The organism is Pseudarthrobacter raffinosi, assembly GCF_023913835.1.
Lineage (GTDB): Bacteria > Actinomycetota > Actinomycetes > Actinomycetales > Micrococcaceae > Arthrobacter > Arthrobacter raffinosi.
The window spans coordinates 65,786-80,623 of sequence record NZ_JAMXBG010000001.1 but is presented as its reverse complement, the minus strand read 5'-3'; the positions used below and the strand labels follow the sequence as shown (position 1 = coordinate 80,623).

Annotated in this window: 18 protein-coding genes; 9 read left to right on the top strand and 9 right to left on the bottom strand. The window is 65.3% G+C overall.

All coding sequences use genetic code 11. The features are described from left to right. Window positions 1-60 precede the first annotated feature (60 nt). Genes NG697_RS00380 through NG697_RS00370 form a run of 3 tightly spaced genes read right to left on the bottom strand, consistent with a single transcriptional unit; the run spans window position 61 to window position 1,547 of the window. A complete protein-coding gene (locus NG697_RS00380; protein ID WP_252613128.1) occupies window positions 61-453 on the bottom strand; it encodes a type II toxin-antitoxin system VapC family toxin in 393 nt (130 codons plus the stop codon). Then, window positions 450-716, bottom strand: coding sequence for a type II toxin-antitoxin system Phd/YefM family antitoxin (locus NG697_RS00375; RefSeq protein ID WP_141139769.1), 267 nt, complete (start codon window positions 714-716; stop codon window positions 450-452). The genes NG697_RS00380 and NG697_RS00375 overlap by 4 nt, the downstream gene beginning before the upstream one ends. 48 nt (window positions 717-764) lie before the next feature. Next, the gene (locus NG697_RS00370) at window positions 765-1,547 is read right to left on the bottom strand and encodes an alpha/beta hydrolase (protein ID WP_252613126.1); all 783 of its coding nucleotides are present in this window, start codon (window positions 1,545-1,547) and stop codon (window positions 765-767) included. 259 nt (window positions 1,548-1,806) lie between these two features. Here NG697_RS00370 and NG697_RS00365 point away from each other — a divergent pair, with 259 nt between their 5' ends. From NG697_RS00365 to NG697_RS00355, 4 genes are all read left to right on the top strand, one after another. Beyond that, entirely contained in the window at window positions 1,807-2,010 is a 204-nt protein-coding gene (locus tag NG697_RS00365) for a cold-shock protein (protein WP_024365339.1), read from the top strand. A 195-nt stretch (window positions 2,011-2,205) separates the two neighbouring features. Continuing rightward, window positions 2,206-2,895 carry a hypothetical protein gene (locus NG697_RS00360; RefSeq protein ID WP_252613123.1) on the top strand — a complete coding sequence of 230 codons (690 nt, stop codon included), beginning with the start codon at window positions 2,206-2,208 and terminating at the stop codon, window positions 2,893-2,895. 3 nt (window positions 2,896-2,898) lie between these two features. After that, complete coding sequence (locus NG697_RS21285; RefSeq protein WP_374209874.1) at window positions 2,899-3,399, top strand: IS1096 element passenger TnpR family protein; 501 nt, start codon at window positions 2,899-2,901, stop codon at window positions 3,397-3,399. Further along, complete coding sequence (locus NG697_RS00355) at window positions 3,315-3,515, top strand: hypothetical protein (RefSeq protein WP_252613121.1); 201 nt, start codon at window positions 3,315-3,317, stop codon at window positions 3,513-3,515. Before NG697_RS21285 ends, NG697_RS00355 begins: the two co-directional genes overlap by 85 nt. 46 nt (window positions 3,516-3,561) lie before the next feature. On the opposite strand, the gene ctaD is transcribed toward NG697_RS00355, so the two are convergent. Together ctaD and NG697_RS00345 are read right to left on the bottom strand one after the other, a co-directional pair. Beyond that, on the bottom strand, window positions 3,562-5,316 hold the full coding sequence (gene ctaD / locus NG697_RS00350) for an aa3-type cytochrome oxidase subunit I (protein ID WP_374209871.1): 1,755 nt from the start codon (window positions 5,314-5,316) through the stop codon (window positions 3,562-3,564). A 94-nt stretch (window positions 5,317-5,410) separates the two neighbouring features. Continuing rightward, on the bottom strand, window positions 5,411-6,145 hold the full coding sequence (locus NG697_RS00345; protein ID WP_252601242.1) for a FadR/GntR family transcriptional regulator: 735 nt from the start codon (window positions 6,143-6,145) through the stop codon (window positions 5,411-5,413). 191 nt (window positions 6,146-6,336) lie between these two features. On the opposite strand from NG697_RS00345, the gene NG697_RS00340 reads away from it, so the two are divergent. Continuing rightward, window positions 6,337-6,900 (top strand): gluconokinase, encoded by a 564-nt coding sequence (locus tag NG697_RS00340; RefSeq protein ID WP_252601241.1) that lies wholly within the window; start codon window positions 6,337-6,339, stop codon window positions 6,898-6,900. A gap of 81 nt (window positions 6,901-6,981) precedes the next feature. Then, the gene (locus NG697_RS00335; protein WP_252601239.1) at window positions 6,982-8,385 is read left to right on the top strand and encodes a GntP family permease; all 1,404 of its coding nucleotides are present in this window, start codon (window positions 6,982-6,984) and stop codon (window positions 8,383-8,385) included. A 94-nt stretch (window positions 8,386-8,479) separates the two neighbouring features. Here NG697_RS00335 and NG697_RS00330 read toward each other — a convergent pair whose 3' ends face one another. Next, entirely contained in the window at window positions 8,480-8,857 is a 378-nt protein-coding gene (locus NG697_RS00330; protein ID WP_252601236.1) for a TfoX/Sxy family protein, read from the bottom strand. Between the two features lie 140 nt (window positions 8,858-8,997). Here NG697_RS00330 and NG697_RS00325 point away from each other — a divergent pair, with 140 nt between their 5' ends. Beyond that, a complete protein-coding gene (locus NG697_RS00325) occupies window positions 8,998-9,816 on the top strand; it encodes an SDR family NAD(P)-dependent oxidoreductase (RefSeq protein WP_252613118.1) in 819 nt (272 codons plus the stop codon). Window positions 9,817-9,927: 111 nt separating this feature from the next. Here the strand turns inward: NG697_RS00325 and NG697_RS00320 are convergent, their stop codons facing one another. Next, window positions 9,928-10,545 carry an FMN-binding negative transcriptional regulator gene (locus NG697_RS00320; RefSeq protein ID WP_252613116.1) on the bottom strand — a complete coding sequence of 206 codons (618 nt, stop codon included), beginning with the start codon at window positions 10,543-10,545 and terminating at the stop codon, window positions 9,928-9,930. A gap of 4 nt (window positions 10,546-10,549) precedes the next feature. Beyond that, a complete protein-coding gene (locus tag NG697_RS00315) occupies window positions 10,550-11,542 on the bottom strand; it encodes a DMT family transporter (RefSeq protein ID WP_252613114.1) in 993 nt (330 codons plus the stop codon). On the opposite strand from NG697_RS00315, the gene NG697_RS00310 reads away from it, so the two are divergent. Further along, window positions 11,541-12,953: an aminotransferase-like domain-containing protein gene (locus tag NG697_RS00310; protein WP_252607772.1), complete on the top strand. Its 1,413-nt coding sequence runs from the start codon at window positions 11,541-11,543 to the stop codon at window positions 12,951-12,953. The two genes, NG697_RS00315 and NG697_RS00310, sit on opposite strands and share 2 nt — an antisense overlap. Window positions 12,954-12,956: 3 nt before the next feature. On the opposite strand, the gene NG697_RS00305 is transcribed toward NG697_RS00310, so the two are convergent. Then, on the bottom strand, window positions 12,957-13,484 hold the full coding sequence (locus NG697_RS00305) for a hypothetical protein (RefSeq protein WP_252601221.1): 528 nt from the start codon (window positions 13,482-13,484) through the stop codon (window positions 12,957-12,959). Between the two features lie 254 nt (window positions 13,485-13,738). Here NG697_RS00305 and NG697_RS00300 point away from each other — a divergent pair, with 254 nt between their 5' ends. Beyond that, window positions 13,739-14,809: an AfsR/SARP family transcriptional regulator gene (locus NG697_RS00300; RefSeq protein ID WP_252613111.1), complete on the top strand. Its 1,071-nt coding sequence runs from the start codon at window positions 13,739-13,741 to the stop codon at window positions 14,807-14,809. Window positions 14,810-14,838 lie beyond the last annotated feature (29 nt).

Sequence of the window (14,838 nt, the reverse complement as noted above, 5' to 3'; positions counted from 1 at the left end):
AGCCCGGTGATCGAGCCTGTCGAGATCCAGGGTTTCGACAAGCTCAACCGCCAGGCGCACTCAACCGCCGGGGGACAGGACGTTGATGCCCGCATCGACGGCAGCAGCCCGGAGCTCGGCGTCATACGCCACCATTACGTCGGACTGCAGCCGGATGGCTGCGGCCAGATGTATGGCGTCGGCGCTTCGCAGCATGCCGGGCAGGGCCGCCGCGTACATAAGGTCCGAACGGGCAACATCGACCAGGTTGATGGCTCCCAGGACCGTATTGACTGGCTCGCCGGGAAATCCGCGGCGATGGGCCGCGCAATGAAGTTCCGTATAGAGGAGCATCGAAGCCACCAGCTGGTGGCCCTGGGCTGCCGCGGTTGAGAGGTAATGGGCGGCCGCGGATGATTCTGGCTCTTCGACCACAAGCTTGAGGACAGCCGACGTGTCCAGGTAGATGATCACCGGTCCCCGCGGAGGTCAGCCAGGATCTCAGCAGTGCCGGCTTCTGACGGGACGCGCGGCAGCGTCTGGAAATCGACCGGCCCCTTGGCGGCTGGGCGGACCTGGCCCGCCAGCAGCAACCGCTCAAAGGGCGACGCCGACGGCGGAATCAATGTAGCGGCTATCTCGCCGTTGTTTGTGACGTCGATGGTTTCGCCGTTCTTAACGCGCTCCAGGATTTTGCTGCTCTGGTTGCGCAGTTCCCGGTGTGGAATGGTCGCCATGGTTACCTCCGTAGCAAGCGTAGCAACCGCTGCGTCTGAGCGTAAGGCTCAACCACCGTGGGTTTCGACAGGCTCAACCACCGCCCGCTCCCAGTGCCGCCGGAGCAATTCAGCCAGCCGCTCGGGCTCGATCCGGTGTGGCGGATCGAAATGGTGGCGCTTGGGGAACACTTCCAGATGGAAGTCCGGGAAGAAGACCCTGGACAGCCGGCTGGCGATATCGCCGTAGTCATGGGGATTGCTCAGGCCGCCCAAGGCGAAGTAGACGGGCTGGCGAAAGGCAGCCAAACGCGCCCTCTCCAGGTCATAGTTTTTGAAGGTCCGCAGGAACGCCCTGATACCCGCCGGCCGGTTGGCCATCCACGGCGGCGGGGGATCCGGCGGCGGCGGAAGGACGACGTCGGGCTTAACTCCCAGCCTCATGAAGGCGGACATGAACTGCTCCGGCGGGAGGGTTTCCAACTGCTCGTACATCTTCCGGAGCTCCGTGTACGCAGGGCTCCAGTCCCAGTTCCCGGCCCAGGCAGGTTCCAGCAGCGCCAGGCTCAGCAGCCTGCCCGGGTGCTTGGCAGCGAACGCCAGCGCCGCCGCGCCGCCACCTGAATAGCCCGCCAGATGGAACGTCTCCCATCCCCGGGTATCGGCTTCGCGCAGCACGCCGTCGATCTCTGTGTCCAGGCTCCAGTCCGCCGGCGGCCCATCGTCCGCGTAGAGCTCGAGATCCTTGGCGATTGCCTGGACATCCGGCCCGAGGGCTGCGATGAGTCCGCCGAAGGCGGCCTGGGCGGGGAGTACAGCGCCCGGTAGAAGGATGGCCCGAATTGGTCCCATGGGAGAACGGTACGCCTGGGTTTCGACAGGCTCAACCACCGGATACTGGAGGCTCAACCACCCGTCTCGTTGGCCGGTGGTAAATGGTTCGGAAAATCTCCTGTAGTGTTGATCCTGTTGTTGTGTTTATGCGGTTGGTAGTTCAGGCAGTACGCGCGGTCGAAAGTCCGCGTCTTTCTGAAGTAGCGGTTTTGAACACCCCACACCGGAGGACCCGAAAGTCGGGACTTTTCCTCCACCTTCACGAAGGACAAAAATAATGGCTACTGGTACCGTCAAATGGTTTAACGCTGAAAAGGGCTTCGGCTTCATTTCCCCCGATGACTCCTCACAGGACGTTTTCGCTCACTACTCCGCGATCGCCTCTTCCGGCTTCCGCTCACTCGAAGAGAACCAGAAGGTTTCCTTCGAAACCGAGCAGGGCCCCAAGGGTCCCCAGGCCGTCAACATCCAGGCACTCTAAATTCTTTAGAGATTCTGGGGCCTTAGGGTTTCATTTTCAAAGCAGGGCCGGTCATTAGACCGGCCCTGCTTTTGTTAACCCGGATGTGCTTCAAAGCGCCCGACTGGCAACTTGCGAGAAACCCCTTCAAGATAGTCAGTGGGCAAGCAGGGGGGTGATCGAGTCCATCCCGCCGCACAGAGAGGCCCGCACTTCGTGCCAATACCAAAACGTCAACTCAGTCCGCTCATCCGCAAGTTCGTCAACGGCAGCCGCCCCGCCCAGGCAGAGACCAGAGGCCTCGGCGAGCTCAAGCCGGTGGAGCCCGCCGCCCGCCGGGAGGGGCTGCCCGTACTGGGCGATGACCAGGTCTATGTGATGAAATACGGGACGGTCTATCACGCGGCGTGGTGTCCGGTGGTGGCCGACAGCTGGGACCACGCCCCCAGAAGACTGCTAGTGACCCTGTTGGCCGCTGTGGGGGAGCGAACCCGGTGCGCGGAATGCAACCGGCACGCGAAGGCAGCCAGGGCGTCAGCTGCGCAGGAATACCACCAGCAAGCCCGGCCCACCCCCGAACCCCCACCGCCTGACGCCGTGGTCCCGCTGAAAGTCATTGGGCTGGCCCATGGGATACTCTTCCTGGCCGCAGGGCAGGAATATCGGGAACGTTTTAAGGAAACCGCCGTGGAGCCGGCTACCCCGCTGTGGGTGGACGGGCGGCGTGACGGCATGGTGGTGCGGCTGGACTCCGCCAGCGACGAACCACTCGTGCTTGTCCAGTTGGACCCCCGCGCCACGTTCCGGAACGGTCCGTACCAGGTGCGCCTGCGTCATCCGCTGCGGCGGTCGGCCACCAAACCCTATGCGGTTGAGTCAGTTGAGTCCGTTGAGCCTGCACCATGACGGATCCCCGGCCGCACCCTGCAGGACTGCCTCCATGCAACTTTCCGTTCCCGCGTTCGGCTGGGAAAACAGCCACCTCTACGCCATCCGCTGGGAGGACCGCGCCGGAAAGCCGCGGGAGATTGTGGGTCCCCAGGACCTCACGGAAGATCTGGACGCAGAGCCGGCTCCGGCGTCGTCCTTTCCGAACTGCTGGATGCCCAAAAGCCGGGAAGCGCGCTGGAATACGAGTACGACTTTGGCGATAGCTGGACGCATCACGTGGAGGTGTTTGGTTCAGCGGACCTTCCGGCCGGGGAACTGCTGTGCGTCGACGGCGCCAACCGCGGACCCGTGGAGGCCTTCGGCGGGCCCCGCGGTTACCGGCGACTGCTGCAGATCGTCGCGGACCCGGAGCATCCGGAACACGCGGATGCGCCATGCTGGCCACCGGGTTTGTCACCCGGTCCGGCCATCCCATCCCGGACGAGTGGGTCAGCGACATCAACCGCGTGGTGCGTCTGAACTTCGAGTGCCTGCACCTGACGGCGCCCAAAGTGGGGCCTCTTGACAGGGCACTGCTAACCGACGGCGGCGTGAAGTTCCTGCTGGCGGTCCAGGCTGTGGGCCGCTTGGTTTAGGTTTCTACAGGCTCAACCACCGGAGGTTGGCAGGCTCAATCCCCGGTCACTCGTCCGGGTTCGGATTGCGTACGTCCTTTTCGCCGATATCCGCAGCACCCAGGGCGGCCGCGGCCGGGCTGTGCGTGGTTTCGTGCGCGCGAACGCTGAGCTCCGGATGGTGGAGGTCCAGGGCGGGACGCTCTGAACGGATCCGGGGCAGGGACGTGAAGTTGTGGCGCGGCGGCGGGCAGGACGTGGCCCATTCGAGCGAGGCGCCGAAGCCCCACGGGTCATCCACCTCAACGCGCTCTGAGCTGCGCCACGTGATGTAGACGTTCCAGAAGAACGGAATCATCGAGGCGCCGAGAAGGTATGACGAGATGGTGGAGAACTGGTTCATCCAGGCGAAGTTGTCCTCCACCAGGTAGTCGGCGTAGCGGCGGGGCATGCCCATGACCCCTAGCCAGTGCTGGATCAGGAAGGTTCCGTGGAATCCCAGGAACAGCATCCAGAAGTGGATCTTTCCGAGGCGCTCGTTGAGCATTTTGCCGGTGAATTTTGGCCACCAGAAGTAGAAGCCTGCGAACATCGCGAACACCACGGTGCCGAACACCACGTAGTGGAAGTGCGCCACGACAAAGTACGAATCGGAGACGTGGAAGTCCAGCGGCGGGGAGGAGAGGATGATCCCGGTCAGGCCGCCGAAGAGGAACGTGATGAGGAAACCGAGGCTCCAGAGCATGGGGGTTTCGAAGGTGAGGGATCCGCCCCACATGGTGCCGATCCAGTTGAAGAATTTCACGCCGGTAGGTACGGCGATGAGCATGGTCATGAAGGCGAAGAACGGCAGCAGTACCGAACCGGTCACGTACATGTGGTGTGCCCACACGGTCATGGACAGGGCTGCAATGGCGATGGTCGCGTAGACAAGGCCCTTGTAGCCGAAGATCGGCTTGCGGCTGAAGACCGGGAAGATCTCGGACACAATGCCGAAGAACGGCAGCGCAATGATGTACACCTCGGGGTGTCCGAAGAACCAGAACAGGTGCTGCCACAGAACCGCGCCGCCGTTCTCCGGATCATAGATGTGGGCACCGAACTTACGGTCCGCCCCCAGGGCAAACAGTGCTGCGGCGAGCGGCGGGAAGGCCATGATCACCAGGATGGCCGTGACCAGCGTGTTCCAGGTGAAGATGGGCATCCGCCACATGGTCAGGCCGGGGGCGCGCATGCAGATGATGGTGGTGATGAAGTTGACGGCGCCCAGGATGGTGCCGAATCCGGACAGTGCCAGGCCGAAGACCCACAAGTCACCGCCGACGCCGGGAGTGAATGTGGTGTTGTTCAATGGCGCGTAGGCGAACCAGCCGAACGCCGCAGCGCCCTGCGGGGTGATGAAGCCCGAGACGGCGATGGTGGAGCCGAAGAGGAAGAACCAGAAGGCCAGGGCGTTCAGTCGCGGGAAGGCGACGTCGGGGGCGCCGATCTGCAGCGGCATGATGACATTGCCGAAGCCGGCGAACAGCGGGGTGGCGAACATCAGCAGCATCATGGTGCCGTGCATCGTGAACAGCTGGTTGTACTGCTCCTTGGTCTGCAGGATCTGCATGCCAGGTTCGAAGAGCTCGGCCCGGATCAGCAGGGCCATAACTCCAGCCAGGCAGAAGAAGACGAACGACGTGATCAGGTACATGTACCCGATGACCTTGTGGTCAGTGGACGTGATCCAGCTGACCACCATGGCGCCTTTGCGCCGGGGTACTACCGCAGGAGCAGCGGTTGAGCCGGTCCCCATTCGTGAATGTCCAGTGATGGCCATCTTCCACCTCACAGATACTTCTGCATGACAGCTATGGGCCCTTTGCATGAGCCCCTAATTGCAGGCTACTCACTAACGCGGCATCCCGAAAGAGTCAGTGCAGGCCCATCGCGTTCCGGACCTCGTCCAGGATGTGGTGGACGGCGGTCTCCGCCCCCACCGCGTCTCCACGGGCCACCGCTGCAGCAACATCCTCGTGGGCCTGTAAGGCTTCGTTCCGCGGTTTGAAGGGCATCAGGCCCTGCTGGGTCCGGCTGGTGAGCACCTCGGCCACCATGCCTTCCAACGCGGTGAACATCTCATTGCCGCAGCTTTGGAGCAGCAGGCAGTGGAACTCGATGTCGACGGCCAGGAACGCCTCGAGTTCGCCGGCCTCACCCAGTCGCCGCAGCTCTGCAGCCAGGGCAACCAGCTTGGCCCGTTCCGCGGCGCTCGCCCGGCGGGCAGCACCTGCGGCTGCAATGGGCTCGACGGCGATGCGCAGCTCCGTGAGGCTGCTGTACTGAATATCGCGCCGGACAGAGCCCAGGCGCCAGCGCACCAGCTTGGGATCGAAGACATTCCACAGCCTGCGCTCCTGGACCACGATGCCCACCCGCCGGCGCGAATACACCAGGTTCATGGACTCCAGGACCTTCATGGTGTCCCGTGCAACGGTGCGGGAAATGCCGTACTCCCGCTGCAGGCCCTCAAGGGTCAGCCGGCTGCCCGGAGGCAGGCTCCCTGCCGCGATGGCGACGCCAACCGCCTCGAGAACGCGTTCATGCATGGCGGGGGAGGCCCCGCCGTCGTGCGCGTCATCCGCGTCCGGTGGTGTCGCCGTCGACATCTTTCCTGCTTTCCTCTGCGCCTGTGCGCCCTCCAATCGTACCGACAAATTCCCAAAGGTATGACTTGTGACACCAAAAGATAGTATCTATGGTTAGAAATGGTGATACCTTATCTCCCGGCGCAGTTCCGTGTGGGATGCGCAATGAGCTTTCTTCATTTAGCCAACGGCGTCTTCTTCGGAGGTAAAATATGCAGTATCCAGCCACGCACCTGGTGGTGATGGGCGTTGCCGGTTCCGGCAAGTCCACCATTGCGGCAGCTCTTTCCCAGCAGCTTGGCTGGGCCTGTGCCGAAGCGGACGAGTTCCACCCCCAGTCCAACATCGACACGATGACCCAGGGCATTCCCCTGCAGGACGGGGACCGCTGGCCCTGGCTGCGGGAAATCCAGGGCTGGATGACCGCCCATGCCGCTGCCGGGAAGAGCACCGTGCTCACCTGCTCCGCCCTTAAGCAGAGCTACCGTGAGCTGCTCTCCGACGCGCAGGGACGGGTCCTGTTCATCCACCTCGACGGCGGGGCCGACCTGATCGGCCAGCGCATGCAGGGCCGCGAAGGCCACTTTATGCCGCCCACGCTCCTGCCCAGCCAGCTGGCCACCCTGGAACCGCTGACCGGCAACGAACTTGCCGCCGGCAGCCAACGCCTGGACATCTCCAATTCCCCGGAGGAGATCGTCACCGCCGTTCTGGCTGGCCTCGAGCTTCCCGCGGGCCTGGCGACGGGTGCTCACCTGGAGCTCAGCGCCAGCTGAGCTCAGCGCCTGCTGAGCCGGGCCGCTGAGCCCGCCCGATTTTCCCCCAATATTTCATTAGTTCTGTTTCAAAGGAGAACCATGGTCATCGAAGGATGGACCCAAACGCTGGGCGCAGGACCTCTGCTGCTCATCGCCGCGGCATCGATTGTTGTGCTGCTGTTCCTGATCATCAAGCTGCGGATGCACGCACTCGTCGCCCTGATCGTGATCAGCCTCGCCACCGCATTCGCCACCGGAATCCCCGCCAACCAGGTAGTTCCTGTGCTGATCAACGGGTTCGGCACAACCTTGGGCACCGTGGCCCTCCTTGTGGGCCTGGGCGCCATGCTCGGCCGCATCGTTGAGACCAGCGGCGGCGCCAAGGTGCTGGCCGACTACCTGATCGGCGTGTTCGGCGAAAAGCGTGCCCCGTTCGCCCTGGGCCTCGCCTCCCTGATCTTCGGCTTCCCCATCTTCTTCGACGCCGGCCTGGTGGTCATGCTGCCCGTCGTCTTCGCCGTGGCCCACCGCCTGGGCGGGGGAGTGCTGCGCTACGGCCTCCCGGCCGCCGGTGCGTTCTCCGTGATGCACATCTTCCTCCCGCCGCACCCTGGCCCGGTCTCCGCTGCTGCCTTCTTTGATGCCAACATCGGCCTGGTCCTGATCGCCGGCCTCATCACCGCCATCCCCACCTGGTACGTCACCGCCTACCTGTTCGGCCTCTGGACCGGCAAGAAGCTGGTCCTCCCGGTGCCGGAAATCCTGGGCCACGCCAGCGCTGAAGCCGAGTCCCACCCGCCGCGCTTCCGCACCATCATCGGCCTGCTGCTCCTGCCGCTCGTCCTGATCTTCATCAACACCGGCCTGAACACCCTTGCGTCCTCCGGCGTGCTGTCCGACTCGGTCAAGAGCGAGCAGTGGTTCCAGGTCCTGCGCACCATCGGTGAAACCCCGGTGGCCCTGCTGATCGCCGTACTGGTGGCCGTGTTTGTCCTGGGCGCCCGCCGCGGCAAGGACGCTGGCGCCATCGAGAAGCTGCTCGAATCCTCGCTGGGGCCGGTCTGCTCCGTCATCCTGATCACCGGCGCCGGCGGCATGTTCGGCGGCGTCCTCCGTGCCTCCGGCATTGGCGACGCACTGGCCGATGTCCTGGGCAACCTGGGCATCCCGCTGATCCTGGCCGGCTTCCTGATCGCCGCCATCCTGCGCATCGCCCAGGGTTCCGCCACCGTGGCCCTGACCACCACCGCTGGCCTGATCGCCCCGGCAGTGGCCACCGCCGGACTGACCGGCATGCAGATCGCCGCCCTGGTTATTGCCGTGGCAGCAGGCTCCGTGGTGGTCTCCCACGTCAACGACTCCGGCTTCTGGCTGGTGGGCCGCTTCTTCGGCATGGACGTCAAGACCACCCTGCGGACCTGGACCGTCATGGAAACCCTCATCGGTGTGATGGGCTTCGCCATCGCCGCGGTCCTCTTCCTGCTCGCTGGCGTGGCGGGTTAGCGCTCTGATTCCAGCCACGGCTGACTGAAGTACGGCGGCGGGGCGTCCAGAGAAATTCTGGGCGCCCCGCCGTCGTCGTACTCCTGGTCCGCCGCTACTTGCGCGGTTTGGCCGCCTTGGGCGCTTTCGGCGGGAGCTGCGCGACGTACTCGAAGGCCTTCTCCAGCCAGGCGCTTGCCCGCGCGTCGTCGCCGTCGCCCTCGGCGTTCCAGACCTCCGGCAGTCCGGTGTAGCCGCCCATCGGCCGCTCCGCCGGGCCGAACGGGACGGTCCGCTCCGTGCTTTCGAGCACCTGCCTGTCGGCGTCGGAGAGCTTCACCCCGATGGTGGAACCGAACAGTCCGGCGAACATGTTGCCGTTGACGAAGGCGCCCAGGTTGCCGAACATCGGCTTGACGACCACCTCGGGGTTGTCCGGCACTACTGAGCGGAACCGCTCCTTGGCTTCGTCGGACGCTTTGGCCATCTCCATGGTGCTTCTCCCAGGGTTGCGGTGTGATTCTTTGTGCAGCTTATGCCCGCTCAGTCGACTGGGACAGAATTTCCGTACCGCTAGGCTTGCAGGAGTCCGCACTCACCTCCCAGGTTCCCACCTCAACCAAAGGACACCCCTTGACCCAACGCACCATCGTGATCACCGGCGCCAGCGACGGCATCGGCGCGGCAGCCGCGCGGACGCTGACGCAGGCAGGCGACCGGGTGGTCGTCGTCGGCCGTTCCGAGGAGAAGACGCAGGCCATCGCGAAGGAGCTCAATGCCGACTATTTCGTCAGCGACTTCGCCGACCTGGATCAGGTCCGCACGCTCGCCGCGCAGCTGAAGGACGACTACGAGCGGATCGACGTCCTGGCCAACAACGCCGGCGGCATCATGGGCAAGCACCAGCTCACCGTGGACGGCAACGAGTCCACCTTCCAGATCAACCACCTGGCGCCGTTCCTGCTCACCACCGAGCTGATGGACGTCCTCACCGCCAGCAACGCCAAGGTCATCAACACCGCCAGCGCGGCCAACGGCTTCGGCAAAATGGACCTCTTCGACCTCAAATCGGAGCACACCTACTCCACCAACCGCGCCTACGGCACCGCCAAACTCGCCAACATCCTCTTCACCAGCGAGCTGCACCGCCGCTTCGGCGAGCAGGGAATCACGACGGCGGCGTTCCACCCGGGCGTGGTCCGCACCAACTTCGCGGCAGAGTCCACCAGCCCCATGCGGCACGCCTACAAGACGCTCCTCAACCGCTTTATGCTCACCCCGGACCAGGGCGCCGACACCCTCCTCTGGCTCAGCAACGGCACCGCCGGCACCGACTGGATCTCCGGCGCCTACTACGCCAAGCGCGCCCTGGCCAAGGCCAACGCCCAGGCGTACGACGCCGAGCTGGCGCAGGGTTTGTGGGAGGCCAGCGAGGCGCTCGTCGCCCGCTAGGTTCTGGCGTGCCGGGTTCAGGATCCCAACTAGGTAGCGCTAACTGTCGTTATGGGGCCTCAAAACGACAGTTAGCGCTACCTAGTTGGGCTGGACCGGGCCTGAACCGAGTCAGCGTGCCCGCTCGACGTCGGCGGCGCTTTCTGTCTCCCCGCGTTCGCTGAGCCCGGCCACGACGCCTTCCACATCCGCCGCGGACCGGTTCTGGCTCAGCTTGGTCTTCGCCTCAATCCTGGTGATGACCAGTTCAATGCCCACAATGGCGCGCAGCTGGCCCGAGATATAGCGCTCCGGCGCGTCATCCACGCTCCACGGGTGCTCGAAGTCTGCTTCGTTGATGTTGGTCAGCCGCCTGACCTGGCCGGCGAGCCAGGCCGGGTCGTCATGGATCACGAGCTGGCCGTACACGTGTGCCGTGGAGTAGTTCCACGTGGGCACAACGCGTCCGTGCTCGGCCTTGGACGCGTACCAGGACGGCGAAATGTAGGCGTCCGCGCCCTGGACGATCATGAGGGATTCCCCGATGGCCGGTTCGGACCACTGGGGGTTGTTCCTGGCGACGTGCGTGTGCAGCGCGCCGTGTTCGCCCACCGAGGGGTCGTAAACAAACGGCAGCAGCGTGGCGAGCAGGCCTCCCGGCGTCATGGTGACCAGGTTCGCTGCGCCGGGCCTCGTGAGTAGTTCCTGGATGGCGTCGGGGCCGGCTTCGAAATGGGCTGGCGTGTACATGGTGCTAATCCTTTGCAGGTTCGAGGGTTCTTGTGGCGAGAGGCTCGGCAGGGTGAGGGACGGCGGGCTGCGAGGATGCCGGCTTGAGCCGGACCCGGACCGCGGCGCCCGCGCAGAGGATGACAGCCAGGCCGCCGACGATCGTGCTCCACGTCAGCGACTCGCCGAGCAGTAGGCCCGCCCAGCAGATGCTCAGCACGGGCTGGACAAGCTGGATCTGGCTGACCTGCGCCATGGGGCCGATGGCCAGGCCGCTGTACCAGGCGAAGAAGCCGAGGAACATGCTGACCACGCCGAGGTACGCAAAGGCCAGCCACTGGACCGGTGTGCCCGACGGCGGCTGCTGCGCCACGGACACCGCCACCAGGAACAGCATCAGCGGCGACGCCAGCACCAGCGCCCACGACACCGTCTGCCAGGCGCCCAGCTCGCGGGCCAGCAGGCCGCCCTCCGCGTAGCCGATGGCCGCGGCCACCACCGCGCCCAGGAGCAGCAGGTCCGCCGAGTGCAGCTGCCCGAATCCGCCGGACTGCATGGAGGCGAAGGCGATGGCCGCCAGCGCTCCCACGCCGGTGATGAGCCAGAACGCCAGGCGTGGACGCTCGCGCCCCCGAAGAACTGCAGCTACTGCCGTCGCGGCGGGCAACAGGGCGATCACGACGGCGCCGTGGCTGGCCGGTGTGGTGGTGAGTGCAAAGGAGGTCAGCAGGGGAAACCCGACGACGATGCCGCCGGCCACCACGGCGAGGCGGACCCACTGCGTGCCGCGGGGGAGCCGCTGCCGGGTGAGGGCGAGTGCGAAGGCGGCGAGAATGGCGGCTACGACTGCACGGCCTGACCCGATAAACAGCGGGGACAGGGACTCGACGGCCACCTTCGTGAAAGGAACCGTGAAGGAGAAGGCCGCTACTCCGGCGAGGCCCCACCAGAGGCCGGTGGGCTGGCCGGGCGGTATCACTGGCCGAATAAGTGTAGTAGCGCTACTATTGTCTCTCATGAACAACGATAGCAGTTCCCGGATTGTGGCGCACCTGAAGAAATGGATTTCTTCGGCCGCGCCCGGTGCGAAGCTGCCCTCCACGCGCTCGTTGGTGGCCGAGTACCAGGCCAGTCCCGTCACGGTGCAGAAGGCGCTGCAGACGCTCACGGCACAGGGACTGATCGAGAGCCGGCCCGGCGTCGGGACCTTTGTGCGCGCCGTCCGGAGCGCCCGTCCCTCCGACTACGGCTGGCAGACGGCGGCCCTCCGTTCCCCGCTGGCGCCCCCGCCCCCGGCGTCCAGCACCATGCGCAACGTGGCCAACGATGCCATCTCCTTCCACTCCGGCTATCCGGACCGCGAACTCCTGCCCGAGCGGCTGGTGCGGGCCGCTATTGCCCGGGCAGCCCGCGGTGACGCTGCCTTGTTCCGTCCGCCCGCGGCCGGAATGCCCGAACTGCAGTCGTGGTTCGCGCACGAACTCGGTGCCTCCACACCGGCCGGGACCACCCCGCCGAACCCGAGCGACGTCGTCGTACTCCCGGGAAGCCAAAGCGGGCTGAGCTCCATCTTCAGCGCGCTCGCCGGCCGCGGACAGCCGCTGCTCATGGAATCGCCGTCCTATTGGGGCGCCATCCTGGCCGCAGCGCAGGCCGGCGTGCGCGTTGTCCCGGTGCCCAGCGGACCGGACGGACCGGACCCGGCGGAGCTGGCCCGCGCCTTTGACGAGTCCGGGGCGCGGCTGTTCTACGCGCAGCCCAACTACGCCAACCCCACGGGCGCGCAGTGGTCTGCCGAACGGCGTGAACAGGTCCTGGACGTGGTCCGCGCGAAGGGGGCGTTCCTTGTGGAGGACGACTGGGCGCACGATTTCGGCATCACCTCCAACCCCGTGCCCGTCGCCTCCCGCGACGACTCCGGCCACGTGGTCTACCTGCGCTCGCTGACCAAGAGCGTGTCACCGTCGATCCGCGTCGCCGCGGTCATCGCCCGCGGCCCGGCGCGGGAGCGCATCCTGGCGGACCGGGCGGCCGAATCGATGTACGTCAGCGGGCTGCTCCAGGCGGCAGCGCTCGACGTCGTGACGCAGCCCGGGTGGCAGACGCACCTTCGCAGCCTCCGCCACCAGCTCGAATCACGCCGGGACCTGCTGGTCACCAGCCTGCGCCAGCACGCCCCGCAGGCGCATATCGAGCAGGTGCCCAAGGGCGGCCTGAACCTGTGGGCGCGGCTGCCCGACGGGACCGACCTCGAACGGCTGACCCGCGATTGTGAAACCGCCGGGGTGATCATCGCCGGGGGAAACGAATGGTTCCCGGCCGAACCGGCAGGCCCGTTCATCCGGCTTAACTACTCGGGGACAAATCCGGGCGCCTTTCCCGAGGGCGCCCGGATTATTGGCCAGGCGATTGAACGCAACGGGGCCTAGGCCTCAGCTGGCCAGTTTGGCGCAGACATCAACCGCCGATCCCTTGGTACTCACCAACGTGAATATTCCTGTAACAAGGTCGACGTTGAAGACGATCCTTCCGACATACTGAGTGGTGGACGGTCCGGCTGGCACGTCACCTGGGAACATGACGAGCCCTTGATGACCCGTGGCCGTGTAGGTCAGGGTATCGTCCGGGTTGACCTTGATTGACGTCACTGATCCATCGGTCCGGAACGTGACTGACTTGCCCGCAACCGGATTCCCTAGGTCCGTTCCATAGTTGGTGTAGGTGAGGAGGACGCCCTTGCCTGCCGTGAGGATTCGAACGATGTTGCCGTCCTTGTCGAAGAATTCCTTGGTGTGAAGTTTGCCTCCCGTCCCACTCACCCCGAGGTTGAAGTCGGCACATCCGACTCCGACCGGGAGGATTAACGGTTCGTCGGCCAAGGCCGGCTGCGCGGGTGCCACAAGGGCTGCTGCTGCAAAGGCCGACAACGCCAGTCCGCGAGTAATGCTGTTTGTTTTCATGGGATTTCCTTTCGAACGTATATCGGGTGGGTGAATCAAGCGTGGCTCCCGGGCCTTAACCGGTCCTTAATCGCGGACGGGACTCCCCGAGGACTCTGGACCCTCTGCCCGCCGCAGGAGCATGATGGGGTTGATGTGGCTCCTCGGGGCCATCTCGTGTCAGGGCGGGCATATGGGCTCGCTGGTCGATGAGCTCCGCGGTACCGGGCCGACCAGGTCCGGGCCAGCGGCCGGTCGGTGAGGGGTGCTTGGCGATGGGCGCACTGTGGATCAGGACCCTGGGCCCTCTGGAAGTTGTTGCCGACGGGGCGCCGGTCATTGTGGGCAGCGGGAAGCTGCGGATCGTCCTGGAATGCCTGGCCCTGCGGGCAAACTCGGTGGTCTCCACTGACTTCCTGACTGAAGCCGTCTGGGACGGCCGCCCGCCCGCGCAGCCGGGCCCGCAGCTGCAGGTGTACGTGGCCAACCTGCGGCGCCTGCTCCAACCGGACCGGTCCAAGGGGATTGCTTCCCAGCGCCTGGCAAGCCGGCCGGGCGGTTACCTGCTGACAGTCACCGAGGACGAGCTCGACCTCCTGCAGTTCCGTGAACACGTCACCGCCGGTGAACTGGCCGTGCAGGCAGGAGATTTGGCCGGAGGCACCGAATATCTGCGCCAGGCTGTAGAGCTCTTCAAAGGGGCCGCCTTCCCGGACCTTGCCGACGTCGAGCTTCTGCGCCCGGACCTGGACGCACTGGAGGAAGCCCAGCTGGACGCGCACCAAGACCTCATCGACGTCGAGCTCGCTTTGGGCCGACACGGCACTTTGGTGGGGGAACTGCAGCGGCTCGTGTCCCGGCATCCATACCGGGAACGCCTGTGGGCCTCACTTGCGCTCGCCTTGTACCGCTCTGACCGGCAGGCCGATGCTTTGGCGGCATGCCGTAAAGCGCGGAGCATCTTCGTCGAGGAACTGGGTATTGATCCCGGTGCACGCCTGCAGGAACTGGAAGGCCAGGTCCTTCGGCAGGAAGCCTTGCTTGCGGCCCCCGCCGCTGACGGACACCGCAGGATCAGGCAACGGCTGGACAACCTCCCGGCCGAACTCACCCCGCTGGTCGGGCGCGATGCAGAAATAAGAGAGCTGTGCTCAATGTATGCCGCGGAGGGGTGCAGGCTGGTTACCGTAACGGGCGCCGGCGGGACCGGCAAGACCAGGTTGGCCTTGGCAGCAGCGGCCCAGCTCGGTGAGCGAATGGCCGACGGCGTGGGCTGGGTCAATCTCGCCCCGCTCACCCAGACTCAACAAGTGCCGGCCGCCATAGTTGCTGCGCTCGGCTTGTAGGACCGGGCCGGAGAAGACCCGCTGAAGGT

Coding starts and splice junctions, on each gene's coding strand:
- NG697_RS00375 (WP_141139769.1), bottom strand. CDS start 716: ATGGCGACCATTCCACACCGGGAACTGCGCAACCAGAGCAGCAAAATC.
- NG697_RS00370 (WP_252613126.1), bottom strand. CDS start 1,547: ATGGGACCAATTCGGGCCATCCTTCTACCGGGCGCTGTACTCCCCGCC.
- NG697_RS00365 (WP_024365339.1), top strand. CDS start 1,807: ATGGCTACTGGTACCGTCAAATGGTTTAACGCTGAAAAGGGCTTCGGC.
- NG697_RS00355 (WP_252613121.1), top strand. CDS start 3,315: ATGCTGGCCACCGGGTTTGTCACCCGGTCCGGCCATCCCATCCCGGAC.
- ctaD (WP_374209871.1), bottom strand. CDS start 5,316: ATGGCCATCACTGGACATTCACGAATGGGGACCGGCTCAACCGCTGCT.
- NG697_RS00345 (WP_252601242.1), bottom strand. CDS start 6,145: ATGTCGACGGCGACACCACCGGACGCGGATGACGCGCACGACGGCGGG.
- NG697_RS00340 (WP_252601241.1), top strand. CDS start 6,337: ATGCAGTATCCAGCCACGCACCTGGTGGTGATGGGCGTTGCCGGTTCC.
- NG697_RS00335 (WP_252601239.1), top strand. CDS start 6,982: ATGGTCATCGAAGGATGGACCCAAACGCTGGGCGCAGGACCTCTGCTG.
- NG697_RS00330 (WP_252601236.1), bottom strand. CDS start 8,857: ATGGAGATGGCCAAAGCGTCCGACGAAGCCAAGGAGCGGTTCCGCTCA.
- NG697_RS00320 (WP_252613116.1), bottom strand. CDS start 10,545: ATGTACACGCCAGCCCATTTCGAAGCCGGCCCCGACGCCATCCAGGAA.
- NG697_RS00310 (WP_252607772.1), top strand. CDS start 11,541: ATGAACAACGATAGCAGTTCCCGGATTGTGGCGCACCTGAAGAAATGG.
- NG697_RS00315 (WP_252613114.1), bottom strand. CDS start 11,542: ATGAGAGACAATAGTAGCGCTACTACACTTATTCGGCCAGTGATACCG.
- NG697_RS00305 (WP_252601221.1), bottom strand. CDS start 13,484: ATGAAAACAAACAGCATTACTCGCGGACTGGCGTTGTCGGCCTTTGCA.
- NG697_RS00300 (WP_252613111.1), top strand. CDS start 13,739: ATGGGCGCACTGTGGATCAGGACCCTGGGCCCTCTGGAAGTTGTTGCC.